21 protein-coding genes and 1 rRNA gene are annotated in these 23,070 nt (G+C 46.2%); 2 read left to right on the top strand and 20 right to left on the bottom strand.

Going from position 1 to position 23,070, the window contains the following annotated elements; genetic code table 11:
- Positions 1–161: 161 nt before the first annotated feature.
- A 16S ribosomal RNA gene (locus tag MKY73_RS03510) occupies positions 162–1,713 on the bottom strand.
- 456 nt (positions 1,714–2,169) lie between these two features.
- On the bottom strand, positions 2,170–3,048 hold the full coding sequence (locus MKY73_RS03505; RefSeq protein ID WP_339305683.1) for a nucleotidyltransferase-like protein: 879 nt from the start codon (positions 3,046–3,048) through the stop codon (positions 2,170–2,172).
- A gap of 122 nt (positions 3,049–3,170) precedes the next feature.
- Between MKY73_RS03505 and MKY73_RS03500 the strand changes: the two genes are divergently transcribed.
- Positions 3,171–3,551 (top strand): DUF2614 family zinc ribbon-containing protein, encoded by a 381-nt coding sequence (locus MKY73_RS03500; RefSeq protein ID WP_339305681.1) that lies wholly within the window; start codon positions 3,171–3,173, stop codon positions 3,549–3,551.
- A gap of 270 nt (positions 3,552–3,821) precedes the next feature.
- Here MKY73_RS03500 and MKY73_RS03495 read toward each other — a convergent pair whose 3' ends face one another.
- From MKY73_RS03495 to MKY73_RS03410, 18 genes are all read right to left on the bottom strand, one after another.
- Complete coding sequence (locus MKY73_RS03495; protein WP_339305679.1) at positions 3,822–5,552, bottom strand: glycosyl hydrolase family 18 protein; 1,731 nt, start codon at positions 5,550–5,552, stop codon at positions 3,822–3,824.
- A gap of 141 nt (positions 5,553–5,693) precedes the next feature.
- Positions 5,694–6,116, bottom strand: a complete 423-nt coding sequence (perR, locus tag MKY73_RS03490; RefSeq protein ID WP_026081471.1) for a peroxide-responsive transcriptional repressor PerR — start codon at positions 6,114–6,116, stop codon at positions 5,694–5,696.
- Positions 6,117–6,283: 167 nt separating this feature from the next.
- Positions 6,284–7,693: a DUF4097 family beta strand repeat-containing protein gene (locus MKY73_RS03485; protein ID WP_339305677.1), complete on the bottom strand. Its 1,410-nt coding sequence runs from the start codon at positions 7,691–7,693 to the stop codon at positions 6,284–6,286.
- Between the two features lie 26 nt (positions 7,694–7,719).
- A complete protein-coding gene (locus tag MKY73_RS03480; protein ID WP_339305676.1) occupies positions 7,720–8,313 on the bottom strand; it encodes a hypothetical protein in 594 nt (197 codons plus the stop codon).
- A 147-nt stretch (positions 8,314–8,460) separates the two neighbouring features.
- Positions 8,461–9,171, bottom strand: coding sequence for an MgtC/SapB family protein (locus tag MKY73_RS03475; RefSeq protein WP_339237672.1), 711 nt, complete (start codon positions 9,169–9,171; stop codon positions 8,461–8,463).
- 32 nt (positions 9,172–9,203) lie between these two features.
- Entirely contained in the window at positions 9,204–9,668 is a 465-nt protein-coding gene (locus MKY73_RS03470) for a GNAT family N-acetyltransferase (protein ID WP_339237674.1), read from the bottom strand.
- Positions 9,669–9,764: 96 nt separating this feature from the next.
- Positions 9,765–11,204 carry an Asp-tRNA(Asn)/Glu-tRNA(Gln) amidotransferase subunit GatB gene (gene gatB, locus MKY73_RS03465; protein ID WP_339305674.1) on the bottom strand — a complete coding sequence of 480 codons (1,440 nt, stop codon included), beginning with the start codon at positions 11,202–11,204 and terminating at the stop codon, positions 9,765–9,767.
- Between the two features lie 26 nt (positions 11,205–11,230).
- A complete protein-coding gene (gene gatA, locus MKY73_RS03460) occupies positions 11,231–12,688 on the bottom strand; it encodes an Asp-tRNA(Asn)/Glu-tRNA(Gln) amidotransferase subunit GatA (protein ID WP_036667997.1) in 1,458 nt (485 codons plus the stop codon).
- A gap of 27 nt (positions 12,689–12,715) precedes the next feature.
- Positions 12,716–13,003, bottom strand: coding sequence for an Asp-tRNA(Asn)/Glu-tRNA(Gln) amidotransferase subunit GatC (gatC, locus tag MKY73_RS03455; protein ID WP_036607033.1), 288 nt, complete (start codon positions 13,001–13,003; stop codon positions 12,716–12,718).
- 274 nt (positions 13,004–13,277) lie between these two features.
- Positions 13,278–17,405, bottom strand: a complete 4,128-nt coding sequence (locus MKY73_RS03450; RefSeq protein WP_339305672.1) for an S-layer homology domain-containing protein — start codon at positions 17,403–17,405, stop codon at positions 13,278–13,280.
- A gap of 223 nt (positions 17,406–17,628) precedes the next feature.
- Entirely contained in the window at positions 17,629–18,012 is a 384-nt protein-coding gene (locus MKY73_RS03445) for a hypothetical protein (protein ID WP_024631336.1), read from the bottom strand.
- 217 nt (positions 18,013–18,229) lie between these two features.
- On the bottom strand, positions 18,230–18,463 hold the full coding sequence (locus MKY73_RS03440) for a sigmaY antisigma factor component (RefSeq protein WP_339305670.1): 234 nt from the start codon (positions 18,461–18,463) through the stop codon (positions 18,230–18,232).
- On the bottom strand, positions 18,456–18,791 hold the full coding sequence (locus tag MKY73_RS03435) for a DUF5345 family protein (protein ID WP_339305668.1): 336 nt from the start codon (positions 18,789–18,791) through the stop codon (positions 18,456–18,458). The genes MKY73_RS03440 and MKY73_RS03435 overlap by 8 nt, the downstream gene beginning before the upstream one ends.
- A gap of 2 nt (positions 18,792–18,793) precedes the next feature.
- Positions 18,794–19,408 (bottom strand): RNA polymerase sigma factor SigY, encoded by a 615-nt coding sequence (gene sigY, locus MKY73_RS03430; RefSeq protein ID WP_339305666.1) that lies wholly within the window; start codon positions 19,406–19,408, stop codon positions 18,794–18,796.
- 21 nt (positions 19,409–19,429) lie between these two features.
- A complete protein-coding gene (locus tag MKY73_RS03425; protein WP_339305665.1) occupies positions 19,430–19,675 on the bottom strand; it encodes a hypothetical protein in 246 nt (81 codons plus the stop codon).
- A gap of 561 nt (positions 19,676–20,236) precedes the next feature.
- Positions 20,237–20,869: an MBL fold metallo-hydrolase gene (locus MKY73_RS03420; protein ID WP_036607016.1), complete on the bottom strand. Its 633-nt coding sequence runs from the start codon at positions 20,867–20,869 to the stop codon at positions 20,237–20,239.
- A 6-nt stretch (positions 20,870–20,875) separates the two neighbouring features.
- Positions 20,876–21,445, bottom strand: coding sequence for a thioredoxin family protein (locus tag MKY73_RS03415; protein WP_339305664.1), 570 nt, complete (start codon positions 21,443–21,445; stop codon positions 20,876–20,878).
- Positions 21,446–21,447: 2 nt separating this feature from the next.
- Entirely contained in the window at positions 21,448–22,062 is a 615-nt protein-coding gene (locus tag MKY73_RS03410; RefSeq protein ID WP_339237691.1) for a DedA family protein, read from the bottom strand.
- Between the two features lie 160 nt (positions 22,063–22,222).
- On the opposite strand from MKY73_RS03410, the gene MKY73_RS03405 reads away from it, so the two are divergent.
- Positions 22,223–22,570, top strand: a complete 348-nt coding sequence (locus tag MKY73_RS03405; RefSeq protein WP_339305662.1) for a dehydrogenase — start codon at positions 22,223–22,225, stop codon at positions 22,568–22,570.
- The last annotated feature ends 500 nt before the right edge of the window (positions 22,571–23,070 follow it).

The following is a 23,070-nucleotide window of genomic DNA, read 5'->3' as shown; positions in this document are numbered from 1 at the left end:
TTTACTTTCGTTTCGATATCTAGTTTTCAAAGAACAAGCTCCATGCAAAAGCAAGCTGTTTGAGAGTTTGAGCTCTCAAAACTGAGCAACGAGTGAGTAACTAGCCGACCTGGCTAGATTTTGTATTTGAATGTTTCCACGCGGGAAACGATTCTCCATAGAAAGGAGGTGATCCAGCCGCACCTTCCGATACGGCTACCTTGTTACGACTTCACCCCAATCATCTATCCCACCTTCGGCGGCTGGCTCCTTGCGGTTACCCCACCGACTTCGGGTGTTATAAACTCTCGTGGTGTGACGGGCGGTGTGTACAAGACCCGGGAACGTATTCACCGCGGCATGCTGATCCGCGATTACTAGCAATTCCGACTTCATGCAGGCGAGTTGCAGCCTGCAATCCGAACTGAGACCGGCTTTTTAGGATTCGTTCCACCTCGCGGCTTCACAGCCCGTTGTACCGGCCATTGTAGTACGTGTGTAGCCCAGGTCATAAGGGGCATGATGATTTGACGTCATCCCCACCTTCCTCCGGTTTGTCACCGGCAGTCACCTTAGAGTGCCCATCCGAAATGCTGGCAACTAAGATCAAGGGTTGCGCTCGTTGCGGGACTTAACCCAACATCTCACGACACGAGCTGACGACAACCATGCACCACCTGTCTCCTCTGTCCCGAAGGAAAGGTACATCTCTGTACCGGTCAGAGGGATGTCAAGACCTGGTAAGGTTCTTCGCGTTGCTTCGAATTAAACCACATACTCCACTGCTTGTGCGGGTCCCCGTCAATTCCTTTGAGTTTCAGTCTTGCGACCGTACTCCCCAGGCGGAGTGCTTAATGTGTTAACTTCGGCACCAAGGGTATCGAAACCCCTAACACCTAGCACTCATCGTTTACGGCGTGGACTACCAGGGTATCTAATCCTGTTTGCTCCCCACGCTTTCGCGCCTCAGCGTCAGTTACAGCCCAGAGAGTCGCCTTCGCCACTGGTGTTCCTCCACATATCTACGCATTTCACCGCTACACGTGGAATTCCACTCTCCTCTTCTGCACTCAAGTCACCCAGTTTCCAGTGCGATCCGGGGTTGAGCCCCGGGATTAAACACCAGACTTAAATGACCGCCTGCGCGCGCTTTACGCCCAATAATTCCGGACAACGCTTGCCCCCTACGTATTACCGCGGCTGCTGGCACGTAGTTAGCCGGGGCTTTCTTCTCAGGTACCGTCACCTTGAGAGCAGTTACTCTCCCAAGCGTTCTTCCCTGGCAACAGAGCTTTACGATCCGAAAACCTTCATCACTCACGCGGCATTGCTCCGTCAGGCTTTCGCCCATTGCGGAAGATTCCCTACTGCTGCCTCCCGTAGGAGTCTGGGCCGTGTCTCAGTCCCAGTGTGGCCGATCACCCTCTCAGGTCGGCTACGCATCGTCGCCTTGGTGAGCCGTTACCCCACCAACTAGCTAATGCGCCGCAGGCCCATCCCCAAGTGACAGATTGCTCCGTCTTTCCAGTTTCCTTCAGGCGAAGAAAACAACTATTCGGTATTAGCTACCGTTTCCGGTAGTTGTCCCAAACTTGAGGGCAGGTTGCCTACGTGTTACTCACCCGTCCGCCGCTAAGTCTCAAAGAAGCAAGCTTCTTATCAACTCCGCTCGACTTGCATGTATTAGGCATGCCGCCAGCGTTCGTCCTGAGCCAGGATCAAACTCTCCAATAAAGTATTGAAAAGAGCGATAAGCTCATTTTGAATCTGACGAGATTAAAAATCTCATTTGTGCTCCAGTCGATCCAAGCCAAGGCTTGTTTCAACTTTCGCGTTCATTCTGCAAGCAGAATGTTTACTCACTCGTTGTTCAGTTTTCAAAGATCAAACACGATTTGTTTCACTTCTTTTTCGTCTCAACCAAGTTTCGGCGGCGACTTAAATAATGTATCACATTTCGTTTGTTTTCGTCAAGAACTTTTTTTAATTTCTTTTTTTGATGCGTTAGTTCTTCACTTTTCCTCTGAAGAATTTATCGTTTGTTGGCGATAATCTCGTTTGAGGAACGAAATATAATGTATCATATATCGCGAATCAGAGTCAACATTTTTTTATAAATTATTAAACAAACAAAAAAGGAAGGTTTCCCCTCCCTTATGCGATCAATTATTGCCAGACTTTTGAAGAAGGTTATGTCTCAATCCAATACCGAATTTCCCGACCCTCTCCTTCGATCGATGGCCACCCTGGCGATTCTTTTACTATAGAACGAAAGACCAACTTGCGTATAACCAGAGGTAGATCTTCTCGAACGAATCTTAACTGCGGATGATGAACAAGTTCATTGATGCTCCAAGGCTCCTTGCGACTTCTTAACACACGTAGCAGCAGCTCTGAGCATTCACTCATTTTGGACATTACCGAAAACTCACAGGCAAGCAGTACAAGCTCTACTCTCTGCTCCAGCGTCTCCGAGCTTACCGTAAGCTCTTGGTATAGTTTCCACAAAGCACGATCCAGATTCTGCACATGTGTCCAGACGGCATGATCTGGGTATATCCCCTGTTCAACCAATACAATTCTTGCCCAGTTGCCCAGAGCTTCTAATACATTGTAGTAGGCATCTACAACATGACCTTCCTGGATATGACGTTTCGCCTCCACATACATCCTCAAGAAACTGGTGAATTCATGCAGGAGCTTCTGCTCACGTAATTCTGTACCAAAGGTAGATAGTTCTTGTCGCAAATCGCTTAAGGCGCTGTCCTCTTCCCATATAATCTCACCTTCAATCAGACACTCGGTAAGATTATTGTGATTCCCGGTAACTATACTACTCTTTAATTCATGACGGCTTGCATAGATCATTTGATAACGAAGATCACCATATCTGTAATGTCCCACCGCCGATTTTAATTGATCATCATTATGAACAACAAGTACCAATAATTCGAAATCTTGAATTAGGGAGCCGTGGAATCGCTCTCCCGGGTGGGAATAAGCGATAGCCCCAACTGCCCCTGTCTCTTCCGACTGTTCGGACAAAAAAGCAAGGTTCTTTAATTCCACGATTCCCTCCATACATTTCATGGCAGATAAGCGCCAAGTCAGTTATAATGTAATTCTACATCCAGACTAAAGTTTCCTTCTTTTCCAGGTCCGATACTACTCATACGATAGGAGCATTTTTCATGATTTTTAAATCAGCAAAAATTAATGCTTTTCGCACTTGGGGATTACTACTGACCATGCTAGGGATGGGCCTAATGATACTGGGAACAGCAGGAATTGTTTTCTGGGGACATGCTGGCAAGGTATTCGCAGCTGTAGGACTTGTCATCGGATTAGTCGCCATGATGGCCAGTCTAGCCATTTATTTCTGGGCGGGTATGCTCTCCACCAGCGCAGTACAAGTCGACTGTCCGGAATGCGGGAAGTTAACCAAAATGCTGGGCAAAACGGATCGTTGTATGTTCTGTCATACCATCCTAACCCTGGATCCTAATAAGGCCAATATGACCAGTCAACAACTGAAAGCGCCTTCCACAACAGTTCCCCCCACTGATGGTTAGCACGAAATGATCTCCAACCGCTAAATGTCTTTGCCCTAATTTCATTGAAGAACAAAAAAAAGGCCCGGTATGTCTACCGGACCTTTTTGGACGTTTCTTATCAGTAAGTCCTTGTTGCTGTTATCAATAGCTAAGATATGAAATTAAGTTATGATTCCTTATAGCTATAAAATGCTAGATTACATGTAAGATGGTATCAAGCGAGAGCGACTTCTGGCTTAGCAGAGAAAAACAAGAGAAGCCATTCGTCGAACACCGAGCATGAGCCTATTATTTCTGGTAACCGGCCTGCTTCAATACCTCCCATGCAGAGGCGTTAGCAAAACTCCGATTCCATGCCGCTACTCCGCCCAACTTCAAGGAAGCGATCAAATCCACACGCGCCTGAAGGGACACTGCATCTTCGATCCATATTTTCTTGGTAGCTCCTTCTTCCTCATATTCCACATAGTTTTGCCCACTTGCCTGATCCAGTTCGGGTTTGAGTTTCTTTTCTTGGATCAGTTCCACGATGGTATTCATGCCTACCGCTTTGGAAGACACTTTAACCTCCCCTTGATCATTCTTCTCTTCCGTCCAGATTCTTGTATAGAGCGGAACCGCCATGATCAATTTGTTAGAAGGCACTTCATCCTCCTCAAGTATGCGTCTCATGGAAGCCTCAGTCCATGGGAGAGACGCTACCGACCCAGCCTTGGGACTGGCCGCCCAATGTTCATCATAAGCCATCACAATGACATAGTCTGCAAAAGAACCTAATGCACGGCGATCCAGAAAGGCGGACCACATTTCACTGTTCGATTTTGGTGTTACATCGATCGATAACATCAATCCATGTATGCGTGCCATCGCCTTGATCTCGCGCACAAACTGCGTAATATTCGGCCCGTCATCGGTATACACGTTCTCAAAGTCGATATTGATCCCATCCAATTGATACGTCTGTGCATACTCCAACATCTGCTCAATAATATGAGTGCGTGTCTCGTAAGAAGCGACAGCTTCTTTGGTAACGTCCGGGTCAAAGCTGTTATCCATAAGTCCCCATACTTCCATACCCGAACGGTGAGCCCAGTTCACATAAGCTTGGTTTCCCTTGCTTTTCACCGTGCCCTGTCCATCCGTAATGTGAAACCATGTGGGGCTGACCACATTCACACCAGGCATTTTACCGATAGAGCCCACATCAGGCTGACGGTTGTACACGGCTTCCCAGACCAGGTTTACCGGTTTATTCTGCCACTTCTTCTCTGCTGCAGTCAGCGTAAACTTGGGCGTGTCCACCCTCTTTTTCTCCGTGAGTGCAATATGATCATTATCTACATATCCGGCATATCCATTATCGAGTTGGACAAAACTCTGTTCATCACCTGTCTGCCATACACGTACCCGTGCATCCTTTTCCATATCGGCAATGATTGGTGAGGATTCTCCCCCACGTTTATATAACGGCACCGTCTTATCTGCTTTGGATGACAGCGTATCAATCACTGCATATTGTATCGTGTCTCCTCCGCGCATCAGCAGTACAGCACCTGTTACCGAATCTTCCTGTATGGCGATGCCGTACACTTCCTTCAATGGTTTGAGCGGAATGTATGCTTCTCCATCCTTCACCTCAGGTTTTACCGTCATAGGATAATCTTTGTGATTAAGTTCTGCTTGTGTGCTGTCCTCTTTCATATGAAGAACTCGCTGAGGGGAGGCAATAATGATATCGCCTGACTCTGGTTCGTAACGTATGCCCGCATCAACTGCTTCTTGCAGCACCTTTACAGGTAACTTGAGTTGATCTCCTGTATCCAAGGCGTCTCCATCCATCAGTTGCCCATCTACAAAAATAGGCTGGCTTCTCCCTACCCAATCGGGGTCTTCATGGATCTGGTTCAACCATACATTTGTTATAAGCCAGTAAGCCCCTCCAGCGATCAGACAAGCTCCGAGAAAACCGGGCCAAAATGAACGTCGCTTCTGACGTGTATATCTGCTTTTTCTACCCAAACGTCTACCTCCGTTAATTATGCTGAATCATAAGGATGTGCGCATAAGTTGTTTTAAAAATGAATGTTTTGCATAAATGCTAAAAAAAAACGTGAAGAATCCATACTGAATTCTGCACGTTAATATTGTAATTCAACTCTCTTAATCCCTGCAACTTTTGCAAACGCCATACACTTCCAATCGGTGGCCGTGTACTTCAAATCCTGTACTAGACTCCGCCTGAAGCTCTACACTTTTCAGTGAAGGATAGCTAAAGTCTTCAATCTTGCCGCATTGATCACAGATAACATGATAATGATCCGTCACATTGGCATCGAAGCGGCTTGAATTATCTCCGTATGTCAATTCCCGGACCATGCCAGCTTCCAGAAACATCTTCAAATTGTTATATACCGTTGCCACGCTCATACTGGGAAATTGGGGTTCAAGGGCTCGGTAAATTTCATCGGCTGTCGGATGCCCCATGGATTCCATCAGATAGTTCAATATGGCATGACGCTGGGGTGTAATACGGACACCGGTCGTTTTCAGATGCTCCAACGCATGTTGGACACGTGTTGCCATAAAACCCACCGCCTTACCTTTCATTCTCTGGTGAAGAGTAATTAACTGTCTCCTCGCACAGAGTTGATTCCCGGCCATGAAGAACGACAATCCATCTTTCATGCCGTGTAATCTTGCCAGTGTATATTTATTGTACGGCGATTACAAGTTTATTGTCAACGCGGCAGTCAAGGAACCTCTGTAGAATCATCCTGGGAATTTGGTCCGTCCTCGGTAGTCTGTTCCAGGTTTTCAGCCGTATCTTCAGAATCAGGTAGGACTGTTTCAGGCGTAGATACAGCCGGGTTCCGCTGAATGGTAAGATCGCTATTTCCTTCGATTTTCACCCTATACTCACCTTCGCCCAGCTGCCCTTCTATGGTTTTGTTCTGTACTTTGAAAGGCAGATCGGTACTTAGATCTCCATAACTGCTGGAACCCGCAAGACTGTAGTCTCCGCGATCAGGAAGTAATACGTTAATGGCTCCCACAGCACTGTACACATCCCAGTCGCCACCGACTTTGGCAGATACGATGTTAATACTGCCATTAAGCGATTGAGCTTTGATACCCAGATTGGCTCCATCCAGTGTAATATTACCGTTACGTGTCTCTGCGGTGAATTCGCCTACGGAGTCTGCAATACTGATACTTCCCACTTGTGTGGTTAGATCGACATCACCGGATACCCCTCGAGCCTTCATGTCTCCACGGTTACTGTCCAGATCTACATTACCAATGGCGTTGGCTACAATGACATCTCCGTTTAACGTTTTCCCTGAGATATCTCCAACAGCATTGGTAATCCGGATACGTCCGTTACCCGTTTCGGCCAGTATGGTACTAATCGCTTCCGGACGGTTTAATAATATAGCTCCATTAGAAGTTCGAATATCCAGATTAAAACGACGATCATCTGGGATTGTGATAGTAAGATTCATACGTGGCTGCGTTTTTTCATTATCTCCATATGTCTTGCCTGTAGCCTTGATATGAATGACTTTTGTACCATCGGTCTCTACAAAAGAGGCTGCTGCAACCGCCTTTGCCTGTACTTCCGTCGTCTGATCTACCCAGACAACCGTTCGTACCTCAATCTCCTCCGTATCACCCCGTTGCACCGAGATATCTCCGTTGACACCTTCGACTACAAGATCCGACGTATCCATGCGAACAGGTACACGAATCGTGCCCTTATCCTCCATATATCCTGCCGCTTGACTGTAGTCCATGGATGCCGCTCCGAGATTTAGACTTACTCTATTCCATAAGTGCATGTAGTGATCCTGCTCGGTGACGATAAATACGGAAGCCGCCAAAATCAGTGAGGCCAGAATGCCTTTGGCATCGGGTCTGAAACGTACTTTGACTTGTTCATCAGGATTGCTCGGCTTATCCGATTGCACTATTTTCCTTCTGCGTGTCCAGAGGAACAGCACAATATATTCAACACCTAGAACCACGAGCAAAAATGGCCACCAGTCCACCATCTCATATACATAGTCAGTTCCCCACCGTTTATCCATAATCAACAGCACACCGACCGCTACGATTAAGGCGGCAGCCGTATAGCGGCCAACCCGGACTTTACGGTTCATCACGTTCCCTCCTTGTATCGCTTCGACTACAATTTTTTCTTGTTCAACATGACCCAGAACTCACGCCCAAACAGAAGCAAACCTCCTGCGATCATGAGAACCGCAAACGAATATCCGCCGTACATAGCAAGGATCTCTTGGAACCAGCGCGGTTTGCGAAAGAACAACACCATCAATGATCCTCCCACAATCAGAAGTAATCCGAACGATATACCTCTCTCCCAGACCATCATTGCATCTCGTATAGAACGTTCATTGGATAGCGGCTTGTCCGAAGTTGCCTGGGTTACTGCTCTGCGTCTGCGCATCATGACCCAATCCGCAGATTGCAACACATCATATACATTGTAAAAGTAAATAACCGGGATACACAAAGCCAGCAGGATAAGCAGTGGCACATTGATCTGTATACCAATGGATGAGAAATATAACACTGCTGACAGATCAAGCAAAACAAGCAGCATAAAGGTCAAACCTCTCATGTACAATCTCAGATAAATATGACCGAGGCCAGGAATAATGGCGCTTAGTAATCCCGCAATAAACTTGTGCGTCCGATTCCTGACCGGTTTGCTCTGAACTGTGCCAGACCTTCTGTTTGATTGACGTCTGCGTTTCATAACCTTCTCCTCTCTTCTGAACTGACCTTCCGCTCTTCATGCATTTGGTTAGATAGTACCCTAAAGAGCAAGGAGAGTAACTGGAAGAAATATGGATATGACCAAAAACCCTCCGGCACTACTGGCCTGGGGAGGGTTGTAATTCATTTATTCGACCGATACCTTGGTAACGTGTTCCCACTGTCTTAACTTGGATACCAAGCCTACCGTTTTGAAATCATGTGGTACCTGAACATGTAACACAATCTCAATTTTACGTTCAACTGAAACCATCTCGGCATATGCCAGGTCTTGTTCATTCACGGTGATTTTACGAATTTTGATCTTCTCCTGTTCCATGCATGAGGACAGTTGCTCTAGAAAACCGGGTTCTGACAAAGTATGAAGTGTAACCACATGCAGTTTGTTCCCTCGTAGATACCTCAACTCTAACTTATTGAAGACCCATAGATTAAGCAATACCAGGACCGTTGATACGATGGAGGCAAAAAAGAATCCCGCACCTGCTGCAAGCCCAATGGCTGCAACAACCCAAATTGAAGCAGCTGTCGTCAGTCCGGTAATGGATTTACCGGTGAAGAGAATTGTTCCTGCTCCTAGGAATCCGACACCCGTAATTACAGCAGTGGCCAGACGTGCTGGATCGATCCTTACATTTAATTCATTAGCAAAATCTTTAAAACCATAAACAGACAACATCATAATTAATGCAGAACCAAGACATACCAGGATATGGGTACGCAAACCGGCCGCATGATTGGACCGTTCCCGTTCCAGACCTACGAGCCCTCCAAGCAGCATAGCCAGCAATAATCGTAATAAAATGTGCCACTCATCAATGAACCAGGGATCGCCCAAAGTCGGTATTCCTCCTCAAGTTGTTCATATTATTAAAGTTTATTCTTGTGAAAAGTCGTTAATTCCACTCCAGGTGCAATCTGTGTGACTTCCACGGGATGAAAACCAAATCTGGTGTACAGATTGACAGCGGGTTGATTCAGCGTTCCTGTGGAGACGATATAACGCGGTAGATCCGCGTGCTGTTCCAACACGTACGTCATCAAAGATGCTGCGATTCCCTTACGAAAGTGATCCGGGTGCACCATCATACGTGTAATGGTCAGTGTATTCTCCTCTTCTTCCGCTACAGCGACAGCCCCGATAAGCTCTCCGTCATCATGGATACAGCCGTAAAAGCTCTCTCCACAATCCCGAAGTGTCTCCATCGTATCCATCAAAGGAGGAATCTCCTGAAATCCGATGATTTCGGCTTCCAATCGATAGGCCACATGTTGTAGTCTCCATAACTGCCCCAACATCTCCAGATCACTCAATGACAATGGTTGAATGTTCATATCCGATCCCCCGTCCCAAATACGTTTGTATCTATTAATACCAAAAAGAGGCTGTCACAGGGACGAGCCTCTTTCTGTCCGGCCTCACCGGAAGGATTAGCGGTTCAGTACATCTGCAAGCAGTTGGTTGGCTAAAGCAGGATTCGCCTTGCCTTTACTTTCTTTCATAACCTGACCAACAAGGAAGCCAATGGCTTTTTGTTTACCGGCTTTATAGTCTTCTACGGATTGAGGGTTATTCGCTACAACCTGCTCAACGATGGCAAGAATGGCGCCTTCATCACTAATCTGCACAAGACCTTTCTCTTCAACGATCTGCTGTGGAAGCTTACCGCTCTCCAGCATTTCCTTGAATACGGTTTTGGCGATTTTGCTGTTAATGGTGCCCTTCTCCAGCAGTCCGATCATCTCGCCCAAACCTTGACCTGTCAGTGGAACCTGAGTCACCTCAAGATTGCTCGTATTCAGGTAACCCAGCAAGTCACCCATAATCCAGTTGGATACGGATTTGGCATCCTGAGTGAATTTCAAACTATCTTCGAAAAGATCAGCGATAGCCTTGGAAGAAGTAATCACCTCTGCATCATAGCTAGGCAATCCGTAATCAGCTGTGTAACGAGCTTTACGTTCGTCTGGAAGCTCAGGTATGGTAGCCTTGATGCGCTCTTTCCAGGCTGCATCAATATGCAGCTTCACGAGATCCGGGTCCGGGAAATAACGGTAGTCATGCGCCTGTTCCTTACCACGCATCGACAGTGTTTTTCCTTGAGCTTCGTCCCAACGACGCGTCTCCTGAACCACTTCACCGCCATCGTCCAGAATTTCAGCCTGACGATATTGTTCATATTCGAGACCACGTTGAACACCACGGAAGGAGTTCATGTTTTTCAGCTCGGCTCTTGTTCCCAGCTTTTTCTGTCCATGTGGGCGCAAACTGATGTTGGCGTCACAACGCAGTGAACCTTCTTCCATCTTCACGTCCGATACATCACAGTACTGCATGATTGCGCGCAATTTTTCAAGATATGCACGCGCTTCTTCCGGAGAAGAAATCTCAGGTTCGGATACAATCTCCACCAGTGGAGTACCAACACGGTTGAAGTCTACCAATGACGCGTATCCTCCATCGACATGTGTAAGCTTCCCTGCATCTTCCTCCAAGTGAAGACGCGTGATGCCGATTCGTTTCGTCTCGCCGTTCACTTCGATATCAATCCAGCCGTTCTCACCGATCGGCTGATCAAATTGAGAGATTTGATAGGCTTTTGGTGAGTCAGGGTAAAAGTAGTTTTTACGGTCAAACTTGCTGACATCAGCAATCGTACAATTAAGGGCCATCGCTGCCTTCATGGCGTAGTCTACCGCCTGACGATTCAGTACAGGCAGTACGCCCGGATGTCCGAGACAGACCGGGCAGGTATGCGTGTTCGGCGGAGCTCCAAAAGCTGTGGAGCAGCCACAGAAAATTTTGGAGTTCGTATGCAACTCCACGTGGACTTCAAGTCCAACGACCGTTTCATATTTAGATGCGGACATTTCTATATTCCTCCGTTCCGGGCAGTCTACAGCTGCGGACGCTGCTTGTGGAATTCTGTATTTTGTTCAAACGCATGCGCTACACGCAATACGGTTGTTTCATCAAAGGCTTTACCGATAATTTGCAGGCCAACAGGCAATCCATCCGAGAAGCCACATGGAATACTCACGGCAGGTACACCAGCCAGATTGACCGGAATCGTCAAAATATCGTTCAGATACATCGTAAGCGGATCATCCACCTGTGAACCGAGTTTGAACGCCGTAGTTGGCGCCGTTGGTCCGATAATCACATCATATTTGGCAAATACATTGTCGAAATCCTGTTTGATCAATGTACGTACTTTCTGTGCTTTCAGATAATAGGCATCATAGTAACCCGAGCTGAGTGCATACGTTCCAAGCATGATACGTCGTTTCACTTCGGGACCAAAGCCTTGACTGCGGGACTGATGATACAGATCCAGCAGGTTATCCGGATTGTCTGCACGCACGCCATAACGCACGCCATCAAATCGAGCCAGGTTCGAAGAAGCCTCTGAAGATGCGAGCAGGTAATACGTAGCGACCGCATATTCGGTATGCGGAAGGGATACTTCTTCCCATGTTGCCCCAAGTCCTTCGAGAACTTTCAATGCAGACAGAACGGTCTCTTTCACTTGTGGATCGACGCCTTCACCGATGTATTCCTTCGGAACAGCAATACGAAGTCCTTTGACATCACCTGTCAGTCCACTCAAATAATCCGGAATCTCTACTTTTGCAGATGTCGAATCTTTGGCGTCATAACCGGCAATGGCTTGCAATACATAAGCAGAATCTTCAACATTTTTCGTCAAAGGTCCAATCTGATCCAAGGATGAGGCAAATGCAACCAAACCAAAGCGGGAAACAAGTCCATATGTCGGCTTCAATCCAACAACACCACAATACGAAGCAGGCTGTCTGATGGAGCCACCTGTGTCTGATCCGAGCGTGAAGTATGCTTCTCCCGCAGCTACAGCTGCTGCAGAACCACCGCTGGAGCCTCCTGGAACACGATCAAGTGCCCATGGATTACGTACAGGGGAGAAACTTGAGTTCTCATTGGAGCCACCCATAGCGAATTCGTCCATGTTGAGTTTACCAATAGTCACGGTGTCCGCAGCTTTCAATTTTTCGACAACTGTTGCATCATACACCGGGTCGAAATTACGTAGAAATTGGCTGCCGCACGTCGTACGCAGTCCGTTCGTCACGATGTTATCCTTAATTCCTACAGGCAGGCCGAAAAGCAAACCCTTCTCCTCACCGCTAACCAGACGGTCATCCAGTTGACGTGCACGAGCGCGTGCTTGTTCTTCATCCAGTGCCAAATACGCCTTAACCTTATCATCATGCGCACCAATATTCTGATACGCCTGATCCACCAGATCGCTGACCGACAGCTCTTTGGCATGCAGCTTGTTATGTAACTCAGGCAACGATTGTTCAAATAAACTCACAGTGTTTGTCCTCCTTCCGGTTGTCCGTTATTCCATTACAGCAGGCACTTTAAACTGCCCGTCTTCTTCTTCCGGTGCATTGCGCATCACCTGTTCAATCGACAGGCTTTCTTTGGTCTCATCTTCACGCATGACATTGCTTACGTGCAGAACGTGAGTGGTGGGTTCGATGTCTTCCGTATCCAGCTCATTCAGCTTTTCTGCATATTTTAAAATCGCGTTCAGCTGACCTGTCAGGGTCTGTTCTTCTTCAGCAGTCAAGTTGAGTCGGGCCAGCTTGGCCACATGCTGAACGTCATTATTCGAAATACTCATTAGCCGATGCCTCCTTCATTCGTTCTGATTCCCGAAACGACCTGAAACGAATCGCTCGTTTAACGGGCTAAAGTCTCAAGATAACTTTTTTCATTATAGGTGAGATAGTTCGACAATTCAATGCAAATGACCTGTCCTCCATACTATCCAATATTCGTTCTTGTTCATGACTGCCAAAAAGGCAGCGCTAAACGCACTGCCCTTGGTTACCAACCTGATTAGAATTAATACTAGTGCGTGTTCAAAAAAAGGGTGGACTTTTGGAATTACTTTATTAAATTAGACCTGATAACTGCAATAGCCGTCGAACAAGCACAGCCGTCTCTGCCCGAGTAATCATAAATTTCGGAGATATGTTCTCGTTACTTCGACCAGATACAACTCCAGCTTGCAGACTGATGTTCACCGCTTCTTTGGCCCAATCGGATACTTGATTCATATCGCTAAACCGTGAAAGATCTTGGCTCGCATTTATATCCAGCTTACGTTCCAAGCCAGTGATTTTCATCGTCCGATGAATTATCATCATCGCTTCCTCACGAGTGATATCCTGTGCAGGATGGAACGCACCGTCTGTATAACCATCGATGAGACCATAATCAGTCGCAGCGCTAACTACACCTGCATACCAATCACTTGGACTCACATCGCTAAACTGGTTATTAGCTGTATTGCTTTGCAGCCCCAACGCTCTTACCAGAACAGCCGTGAATTCAGCACGTGTAATACGCTCATCTGGGTTAAATATTGTATCTGTTACTCCACGAACAACCATACGTGAGCCCATATCGTTTACTTCTGCTTCTGCCCAGTGCCCCGAAACATCCGTGAAAGTTCGTGGATTCCAGACCAGGCCATATACACTATTGGTCAAACTATTGATCTTCGCATAGTTCACACCGTTAATATTCGAAATCTTGGTCGGTACATGACGCATGCTGCCATCCTTCTCAACAACTACTCCTGTCGTCACCTTCATGGAATCACTCTCATTAGGCAGTATTATTGCTCGTTCCACATACTCGTTAAATCGGTCTACACTCACAGATTTACCCTCATATGTGGCTGTGATATTGAATTCTAACAGCGAACCAATCAAGCTAAAGCCGTTTATACGGCCTGCTTCCTCCACTTCGGATACGCGATCTGCAGAAGCAGGAGAAATTTGCAAATGAAGAATCATATCTTCAAGGTGGTTATTCGCGCCAAGTTGTTGGGCTAGCATACTAACATCCACCAAGCGGGAAGGGAAGGAATACGTAGCCGCATCTGTCTGCAGCACAAGTACAGCTTCTTGATCTGCCATGAACTTCACTAATCTTCCGGTCAATTCACCATTAACCCGGGCCTTATCGCCGCTTTGCACAGGAAGGGTCACTACGGCACTCTTGCCTTCAACCTGCAATTTTTGCATGACAGCCTGCTCGTCGACGGTCAAAGTCAACACATTCTGCCCATTCAATTGAGTTTTACTCAAGGTTCCAACTGTTTCTGGCTTTCCATTCACCAAGATCGTGACACCCGAGTTGGTTGTTCCTCCGCCTGATGGTGATGCACCTGTCGCTCCACCTCCCGAACCTCCCGAACTTCCAGAACCTCCAGATCCACCTGAACCCCCAGATCCATCAGAACCTCCGGAACCTCCTGACCCATCAGATCCACCATGATTTGAAGCAGTCCACTTCGCATACAAGGTTACATTAGATTTTCCTACGAGCAGAACATCCCCTGCACCATAGCTATGTCCACTACCATCCGCAGCCGTATTCCATCCTGCAAAAGCATATCCTGTCTTCACTAGATTACCTGTGTTACCGAGAATGGTAACCTGCGATTGTGACTTATACATCTGGTCATCTAAAGGTACATTTCCTGATGAAGCCCCGTTACTGTCATATCGAATTTGATAACTCTTAGATGGAACATAGGACATCACTGTAGATTTGGGTGCACTAATTCCATCTCTAAAAGAAAGGTAAAGGGCCCCATCTTTGTTAATCGCCAGTCTGGTATCCATTGCAATTCCTTCTGATACTCCAGCTCCCCCTAATGGTTCCCAGCCATTCACCTCGTCATATTTCATAACGGTTGCTTTATTACCAGTGGCAAAGTCCATATACGCCACATACGGACTTCCTTCTTGGTCAACCACCATGGAAAGAAAAGTGGCTTGGTTTTCAGAGAAACGGGGCTCTCCAACCGCTGTCCATGCTCCCGAGCCCGTGTATTTTACTACGGTTGGCTTAAGTCCATCGTAGCCACCCGTATATGTAGCATACACCGTTTCGTTCTGATCCACAGCGAGCGCAATTTCAGCCACATTTTGTTCAGTAAACGCACGATCGCCAACCAATGACCAAGAATCATCCGCTTCGTTATATCGAGTAACAGATAATTTGAAGCCTGCATTAGTGTCACTGTATGCAGCATACAGAATACCGTTTGGACTCATTGCCAGTACGCCGCCCGCCGCGCCTGCCAGATTGTAACCCGTGTTACCGATGTAGTCCCATTGATCTGACTCGCCATTATACTTCATCACCTTAAGTTCATAACCCGTATTAGGTGCAACATAAGGCTCACCGTTAAGATCGAGTTTCAAATCAAGACTCCTTAAACTATTTTGAGTGAAACCTGTCGATCCTACAATATTCCAGCCCTCCTGCTCCGTGTACTTCATAACGGTGGCACTGCCAATATGATTTCCATCACTAAAGGCAACATATATTGTTCCATTCTGGTCAATTGCTATTTTATTTTTGGATGCAGGACTCTGTGTAAAGCCAGGTTGTCCTACAGGCACCCATCCACTATCTTTGCTATATTTCATTACAGTCGCTCTAAAGCTATTAGCACTATCCGTAAATACAACATATGGCGTGCCATTCGCATCTACTGTAATATCCTGATCAAAAGCCATTTCCTCCGAGAAGCCTGCTTGACCAAGAATATTCCATTTGTCTTCATCTAATTCCGGGTCTGTACCTCCAGAAGAAGAAGGTGTCCAAACCGCATATAGTGTTACGTTAGAAGAACCCATTATTAACGTATCGCCAGCACCATAGCTCGTTCCGCTTCCATCACTTGCTGTGTTCCAGCCAGCAAATAGATAACCCGCTTTTTCCAAAGCCCCTAAGTTATCTTGAACGGTTACGTCTGCTTGTTTATTGTATTGCTGATTATCAATTGGTGCACTACCCGCCTGAGCTCCATTCCCATCGTACGTGACTGTGTACGCAGGTTTCGATCCAAATTTCATTACGGTCGCTTTGGATTGGTTAGATGCATCCTGATAAACCACATAGGGTTTTCCATATTGAGGATCTAGTGCCAGGGCAGGCGTAGATACTACTCCCGCTGAGAAACCCGCATGTCCCACATACTGCCAACCTTCTTGCAAACTATAACTCATAACGGTTGCTTTATAACCGTTTGCATTATCCTTAAAGGCAACATAAATTACACCCATTTGATCCACAACAATTGACGGTGAAGAAATCAAATCTGGAGAGAACCCCCGGTCACCAACGGTTTCCCAGCTTTCTGTCTCACTCTTGAATGTCATTACAGTCAATTTAGATGTTTCGTCACTAAATGCGATAAACGGCCTGCCTGAGGGGCTTAGTGCGAGCACGGGAGAGGATGTAGATCCGGGCGATATCCCTGCTTGTCCTAGCACTTCCCACGTATCAGAGCTATATCTCATCACTGTCGTATTGGAGGAACTGTCCTGAAAAGCTACATATGGTATACCTGCTTGATCAAGAACTAACGATACCGCGTTTTCAACTTCCGGGGAATCATCGTTAATTCCTACCAAACCCCATCCTGTTGATTCGTTGTATGCCATTACTGTTGCCTTACCACTGGCTCCGTCCTTAAAAGCAACATACGGATTGCCTGCCTGGTCTAACGCTAGTGAAGGGTAGTTTGCCCTGTCTGAGGTGAATCCTGCTTGTCCAACCAATTCCCAACCATTTGTTGCACCATATCTCATGACTGTCGCTTTACCATCAGCACCGTTGTCCTGATAACCGATATATGGAGTACCCTGTTGGTCCAGCACGAGTGTAATTCCACTTGCTGATCCGCTCGATAAACCTCTCTCACCAACAAGCTGCCAGCCATCGGAGACACTATACTTCATCACCGTAGCTTTGTAATCTGCACCTATATCCGTATAAGCAATATATGTATTACCTGATTGATCAACCGCCAACTTGGGAGCAGAGGCTTCTCCTTCAGAAAAACCAGCATTTCCGAGCGCTGCCCATTCTTCATCAACAGAAGCATAGGCCTGATCTGCAAACCATGTCGGTAAGATTGGAACCCCTCCCAACATGACTAAACAGGCTAACAACATCACAATAAATTTTTTCCCATTTTGATGAATCCTTTTCATTTTAATATCTACCTTCCTCTCCTAAGTATGATTGATAGGGATTCCCCCTCTGCAATACAAGATATTCTAGCAATTGTCTCTGAACCGATTCTGAACATCATGTAAACGGCCTTAATAATATTGATTTTTCTCTGTTATCGTATTATGTAAGTAAAGAACCTTAGTGATTTACCTATTATTGTAGAAATAAAAAAGAGCCGGCATCAGCCGACTCCTCAAAATTCTAAATCCATGCACGCAGATTAACCTGCTTTATAAAATCCGCCTGAGACATAACATCGTTCGCGGTTTCCTCTTCCTCTTCCACAGCTTGAAAATCTCCGTTCATCAAATGATGAAACAGCTTCTCATTGTGTGTCGCAAGGGCGTAATCTATCAACGCTTCTCGCTCGACCCGCTCAGCTTCCTGCTTCAGCAGAACCTCTTCCAGATCGACGTCGCCGGATGGAACAAAAAAGTTCCGATTCACCTGCGGCACTCGAAGCACGTAATCGAACGCATTGTCCGGATTCCGGTCATAAGCGATGATGAAACCATATTCCCCCACAGGAAGATTCTGCTCAAACGCATCCGCGACGATGACAACCTTCTCTCCTAATCGCAGCATCGTCTAACCTCCTGGTAGTCTATCTTAATATTTATTTGTATAGTCTACTAGAAAAGAATAACGATGTCTAGGAATACTAGAATTAAACAACATATTTGTGCAAAATCTTTTTCCTCTCTATTAATATGTGTTCAAAAAGAACAGTACACAGTACCGAGAAGATGGATAAAGCTAGAAATGGAGTAGCGATTTCTTCTAAATAACCTCTATTAAACAATCATGTTTTCTTTGTGGATCCACCTGGCTTGCGTTGTGATCGAATCACGACAAACCAATATATGATGAGCGGTGTGGGAAATCCGGTGATCCCCCATAATCCCCATAACCAAGGGAAACGTCCACGTCTACGTGCGTCCTGAAAGATCCAGGTGCCTTGAACCAAGAGAAATATGCCAAGCAGTATAAGCCACAATGGAGAAATTTCATGCAATGAATAATGCATTTTATTCATGACGAACCTCCTTCCGGCGCCGTCCTGCCCAGATCACAACTAAAATCACGGCAACAACAGTACCAAAAGCTTGAATACCCAAATATAGAGCTGGAGCAGATACGAGGAATAATGCCCCGAACGTAACGGCTAGCAATCCCACCAACCAGAAACAGATCATCTCGATCCAATTGGTTCGGCGTCTGATCTGTCTTCGTTCTCTGACTTGGGCTTCAAGTGAACCTAATGAAGGTATGTTTGCCGGCTCAAACGCATCATCAAGTACTCTCATGTGTTGCTGCAATCGCTCTACAACCTCTTGTTCCTGTTCATCATCTGATCTGCTCATCCTTATTCCAGCTCCTTTCTTAACTGACGGAGACCGTAGGCTGTTCGTGACTTCACCGTTCCGGAGGGAATACCCAACATTTCGCCAATTTCGTCATATCCGTATCCATAATAATGCTTCAACAGTACTGCCACACGATGTTCAGGCGTCAGCCTTGTCATCGCATCCATGACATCTGTCCATTCTTCATTCCGACTCTCAAGCTGCCAGCGGAATCGACGTACAGCCTGATCACGGATAAGACTAAGCCAGCTCTGCTCTCTCTTCCTGCGTCTTGTCTTGTCGATATAGATTCGGGTCGCAATGGTAATCATCCATGATGAAAAGGCAGACGTGCCATCATATCGATGGATATTCTCCATACAACGAACCATCGTATCCTGCACGGTCTCTTCCGCAAGATTCGCGTCCATTGTAACTTTGACAAGATACTTATACACAAACGTGTAGTTACGTTGTAACAAAGCTGCGAGTGCACTATCATCTCCCGATACCGCTCTGCGTACTTCTTCAAGTTCAGCTGCCTTGATCATGGTCATCACCTGCTTCCCGTTCAATCTGGAGTTAATACGACAGGCTCTGCGGAAACGTTCAATAAAATTTTTAAAAAAAATCAAACCCGACAATTTCCCGGGCAATCAGACTTGATTCCGGTAATCTTGCAGCTTGTCGAACCACGGTTGCTTGTGGGCTCCATTTCTTAACACACGGCTTGTCCATATATTCTGCTGAGACTTCATCACTCCACCGGTCACGCTAGGGTTATGTATTAAAGTTCGCTTGGTACTAGTTTCTCTTTTCACACTTTCCAATATGCGACGGTTTTCATCCATAATCGAATGCTCGACACGCTGTCCCAACGGAATAAATCTTGTTTTCTCCACTTTGATATTCCCCGCTCTCATGATCTATATAAGTTGAACTAAAGATTATTTACACTGACACTACGATGACAGAATAACCTTCCAATCGCTGTTATCCCCAGATTTTTTGATTCCCTTTTCTTAAAGGGAAAATCCGGGGAAAGCGTATGCTTACGAGGCAGCTTTCTTCCAGAAAGCTTTTAGGCGAACACTTCGCTTTTTCAGGCTCTTTCTGTCCTCTCCGTTATTATGTAAATGATTAGCTCAAATTATATATTATTTTCTTTAAAATTCATCAATCTGTGCTTGTTGCTAACTTACTATTGGTCTCAAACTGGATTGTGATAAAGCTCATCATGCATCTCTATGTAGGGTGAAACAGGCTAAATCTGTGATGAAAAAGGGGCTGAAAACAAAAAAAGAACGCAAACCGGGTATAAACCGCAGTCTGCGTGCTTCGCAAGGTTGGGTGTTTCTTGGTAATGCTTCAGTTAGATGATGCCTTAACGCTTGTAACAACTAATTGCTATTCTAATGAAAAAGTTGTCACTTGTCCAGACTTTCTTTACATATCATGTCGGATTATCTTGCGGACACGTAAGGATTGTTCTGTTTCTCATAACCAATGGTCGTTTTGGGGCCATGTCCTGGATACACTTTAACCTCATCAGCAAAGGTATACAGCTTGTTCTGAATCGAATCAATCAGATCCCGTTCACGTCCTCCTGTGAGGTCCGTTCTGCCTACACCCATGCGGAACAGTACATCACCGGCAAAGAGATCGTTATCACAGAGCAAACTTACACTGCCTGGTGAATGTCCAGGTGTATGGAACACTTTAAACGTATGTCCAATCAGATTCAGCTTCTGCCCTTCATCCATGGCATATTCAGCAGGATCTGTCGAAAGTGGTGGTGTCGCCTGCGGCCAATTCAAAGATCCATTTAATTTTGGGGTCGTGAGCCAGTCACTCTCCAAATCATGAAGATAAACGGGACAGCCCTTCAATTTACGGATCTCATCTACCCCGCCCATATGATCAAAGTGTGCATGTGTCAAGAGAATAGCTTCGATCTCCAAATCTTGAATCGCCTTAAGTAGCGGCCCTGGATTCATGCCCGGATCGATAATGACGGCTTTGCCCGGATCATCTCCTTGTAAGAGATACGCATTGGTCTGAAGCGGGCCGAGTGTAAACGTGCGAATGTTAAGCATATTGGCTTAGTAACCCGAAATCAGTTCACGCAGCTCACGGATAATGGCGGCATGTGACTCCGTTCCTTCCCCATAACGTTTGCCAATCTCTTGACGCGCTACAGCCAAATTCTCTTGATAATCTGCTGCTTCACGATCCGGATTAAGGCGTTTGAATTCAACCATGACTTCCTGTACATGCTGCGGACGAGGTCCCCACTGACCAAGCACATGACCACCTGTATCTGCAAAAATAACGACTGGCACGGAACGGCCACCCATCGTCAGGAACTCATCCATCACTTCAGGGTGGTGCTCCATAATCAGAACTTCAGTTGGGATTCCTGAGATTTCAAGCGCCTGGAATACAACCGGAATATTACGCACAACATCCCCGCACCAGTCAGCAGCCAGAATTAACACACGCAGGTCGTCGCGGTGGTTCAGGCTTTCAAAGAACTCACGATCGTCTTCGTTCGACCAAGTAAAGCTATCATAGTTGGCCTGGAATTCACTTTGGTTCTTGGTCATACTCTCGATAAATTCCTTCGGTGGCAGACCTTTACCGAATTTGTGAGACAAGTTGGGTTTACCCATAACTAGACACTTCCTTTCTTTTTGCGAGCATTCATCCATTTAATAAGTACATAAACGATCATAAGGGCGAGAGCGACAAGCAAAATAGGCATAACATATGGCGCCGCTTTCTCATCAATATGCTTCCATTGATCTCCAAGGATCATCCCTAAATATATAAACAATGCAGTCCAAGGTATAACAGCGAGTGTAGTAAGCAAAATGAATTTACCTACGTGCATTTTTGTGATGCCAGCCGGGATAGAGATGGCATGCCTTACCACCGGAACAAAACGCGCCGTGAAAATGACACCTGCACCATACTTGCGAAACCACTCCTCGGAATGGTCGATGTGTTTTTTCTGGATGAGTATGTATTTACCGAAGCGTTCAAGTACAGGTCTGCCGCCATAACGGCCAATCCAGTAAATAAATAACTGGGCAACCACACCGCCCACCGTACCAAAAATCATAGCACCGAAGAAGTTGATATTACCTTGTGAAACGAGAAACCCTCCATACGCCAGCACAATTTCGCTCGGAATAACTTCTAACATTAATCCAAGCATGATTCCAAAGTACCCGAGACTTTGAATCCAATCGAACAATTGGCCGACAAGGTTATGAATAAAGTCCATCTCAACCCTCTTTCTCCATCCTGATTGGCGGTGCCCCTCCGCACCATGGATGTTCGTCCCTATTTTATCACAGGCCTGTATACGTTGCTACTTCAAGAGGTTGGGATAGTGTCCCGTTCGCAGCACTCCGCATATGGTATGGGGAGAGGAGCGTGAGAAGATGTCACACAAGTCAATACCCGGTTCTCCGCCGGTCAAACATACGCAATCCGGTCAAAATCTTCCTTCCGCCAGGGGAATTCGGAGGGCATGCAGCAAGGAATTGTACCGGACAGCCAAAAGGCTAAAGGTATATGTCTCTCCCGAACGGATGAAACAGGCGGAAGAATATTATTACAGTAAGGTAATTGCGAATCTGATCTGGATTGGGGAAAATCGCGACAACCGCAAGAAATTATGTGAGTGGTGGAACTCGGATGTCAGTGCAGAAATTTCCGCGCTGTGGGAAGTAGAGGTCGAACCATTAAAAGATGCGTTTCAGCATGCATTTGGCGGATATCGCCTGTAAATAAGCAGGAATAAAAAACTTCTCTTATAGGTGGAGTCAGAGGATGTCTACTGGGTTAGGGGTACGGTTACGGTTGGAACGGAGCATGGAGCCAATGAACACCACAGGGAGTATGAACAACGCTTGAAGTATGAGCCTTAACAGGAGTGCAACAAAGCTGAGAATATGAGCCTAACAGAGAGTGCGAACATAAATAGTGGGTTTGAATAACGCTTAGTGCAGGAACAGAAACAGCGAGTGTGAGCATAAACGATGCTGTGAAAAACGCTGGCAGTATCTTTACATGTTCATGTTCATGTTCATGCTCATGTTCATGCTCATGCTCAAGCCCACGAGCGGTAACGAATCTGAGGCACCTTATTCAAGGATTTGAAACACTCTCAGAAATTTAAGGAATCTGAAACATGTTATATCGGAATTTTCGGCCTATATAGGGTATCTGTCAGGAGATTTATGGAAATAACGTGTCTGAAGTTCCTTACAATTTAAAAAGGAGCAGC

It is taken from the genome of Paenibacillus sp. FSL R5-0519 (genome assembly GCF_037974275.1).
GTDB lineage: Bacteria > Bacillota > Bacilli > Paenibacillales > Paenibacillaceae > Paenibacillus.
The sequence above is the reverse complement of the archived record's forward strand: the minus strand, read 5'-3'. Positions and strand labels throughout refer to the sequence as shown.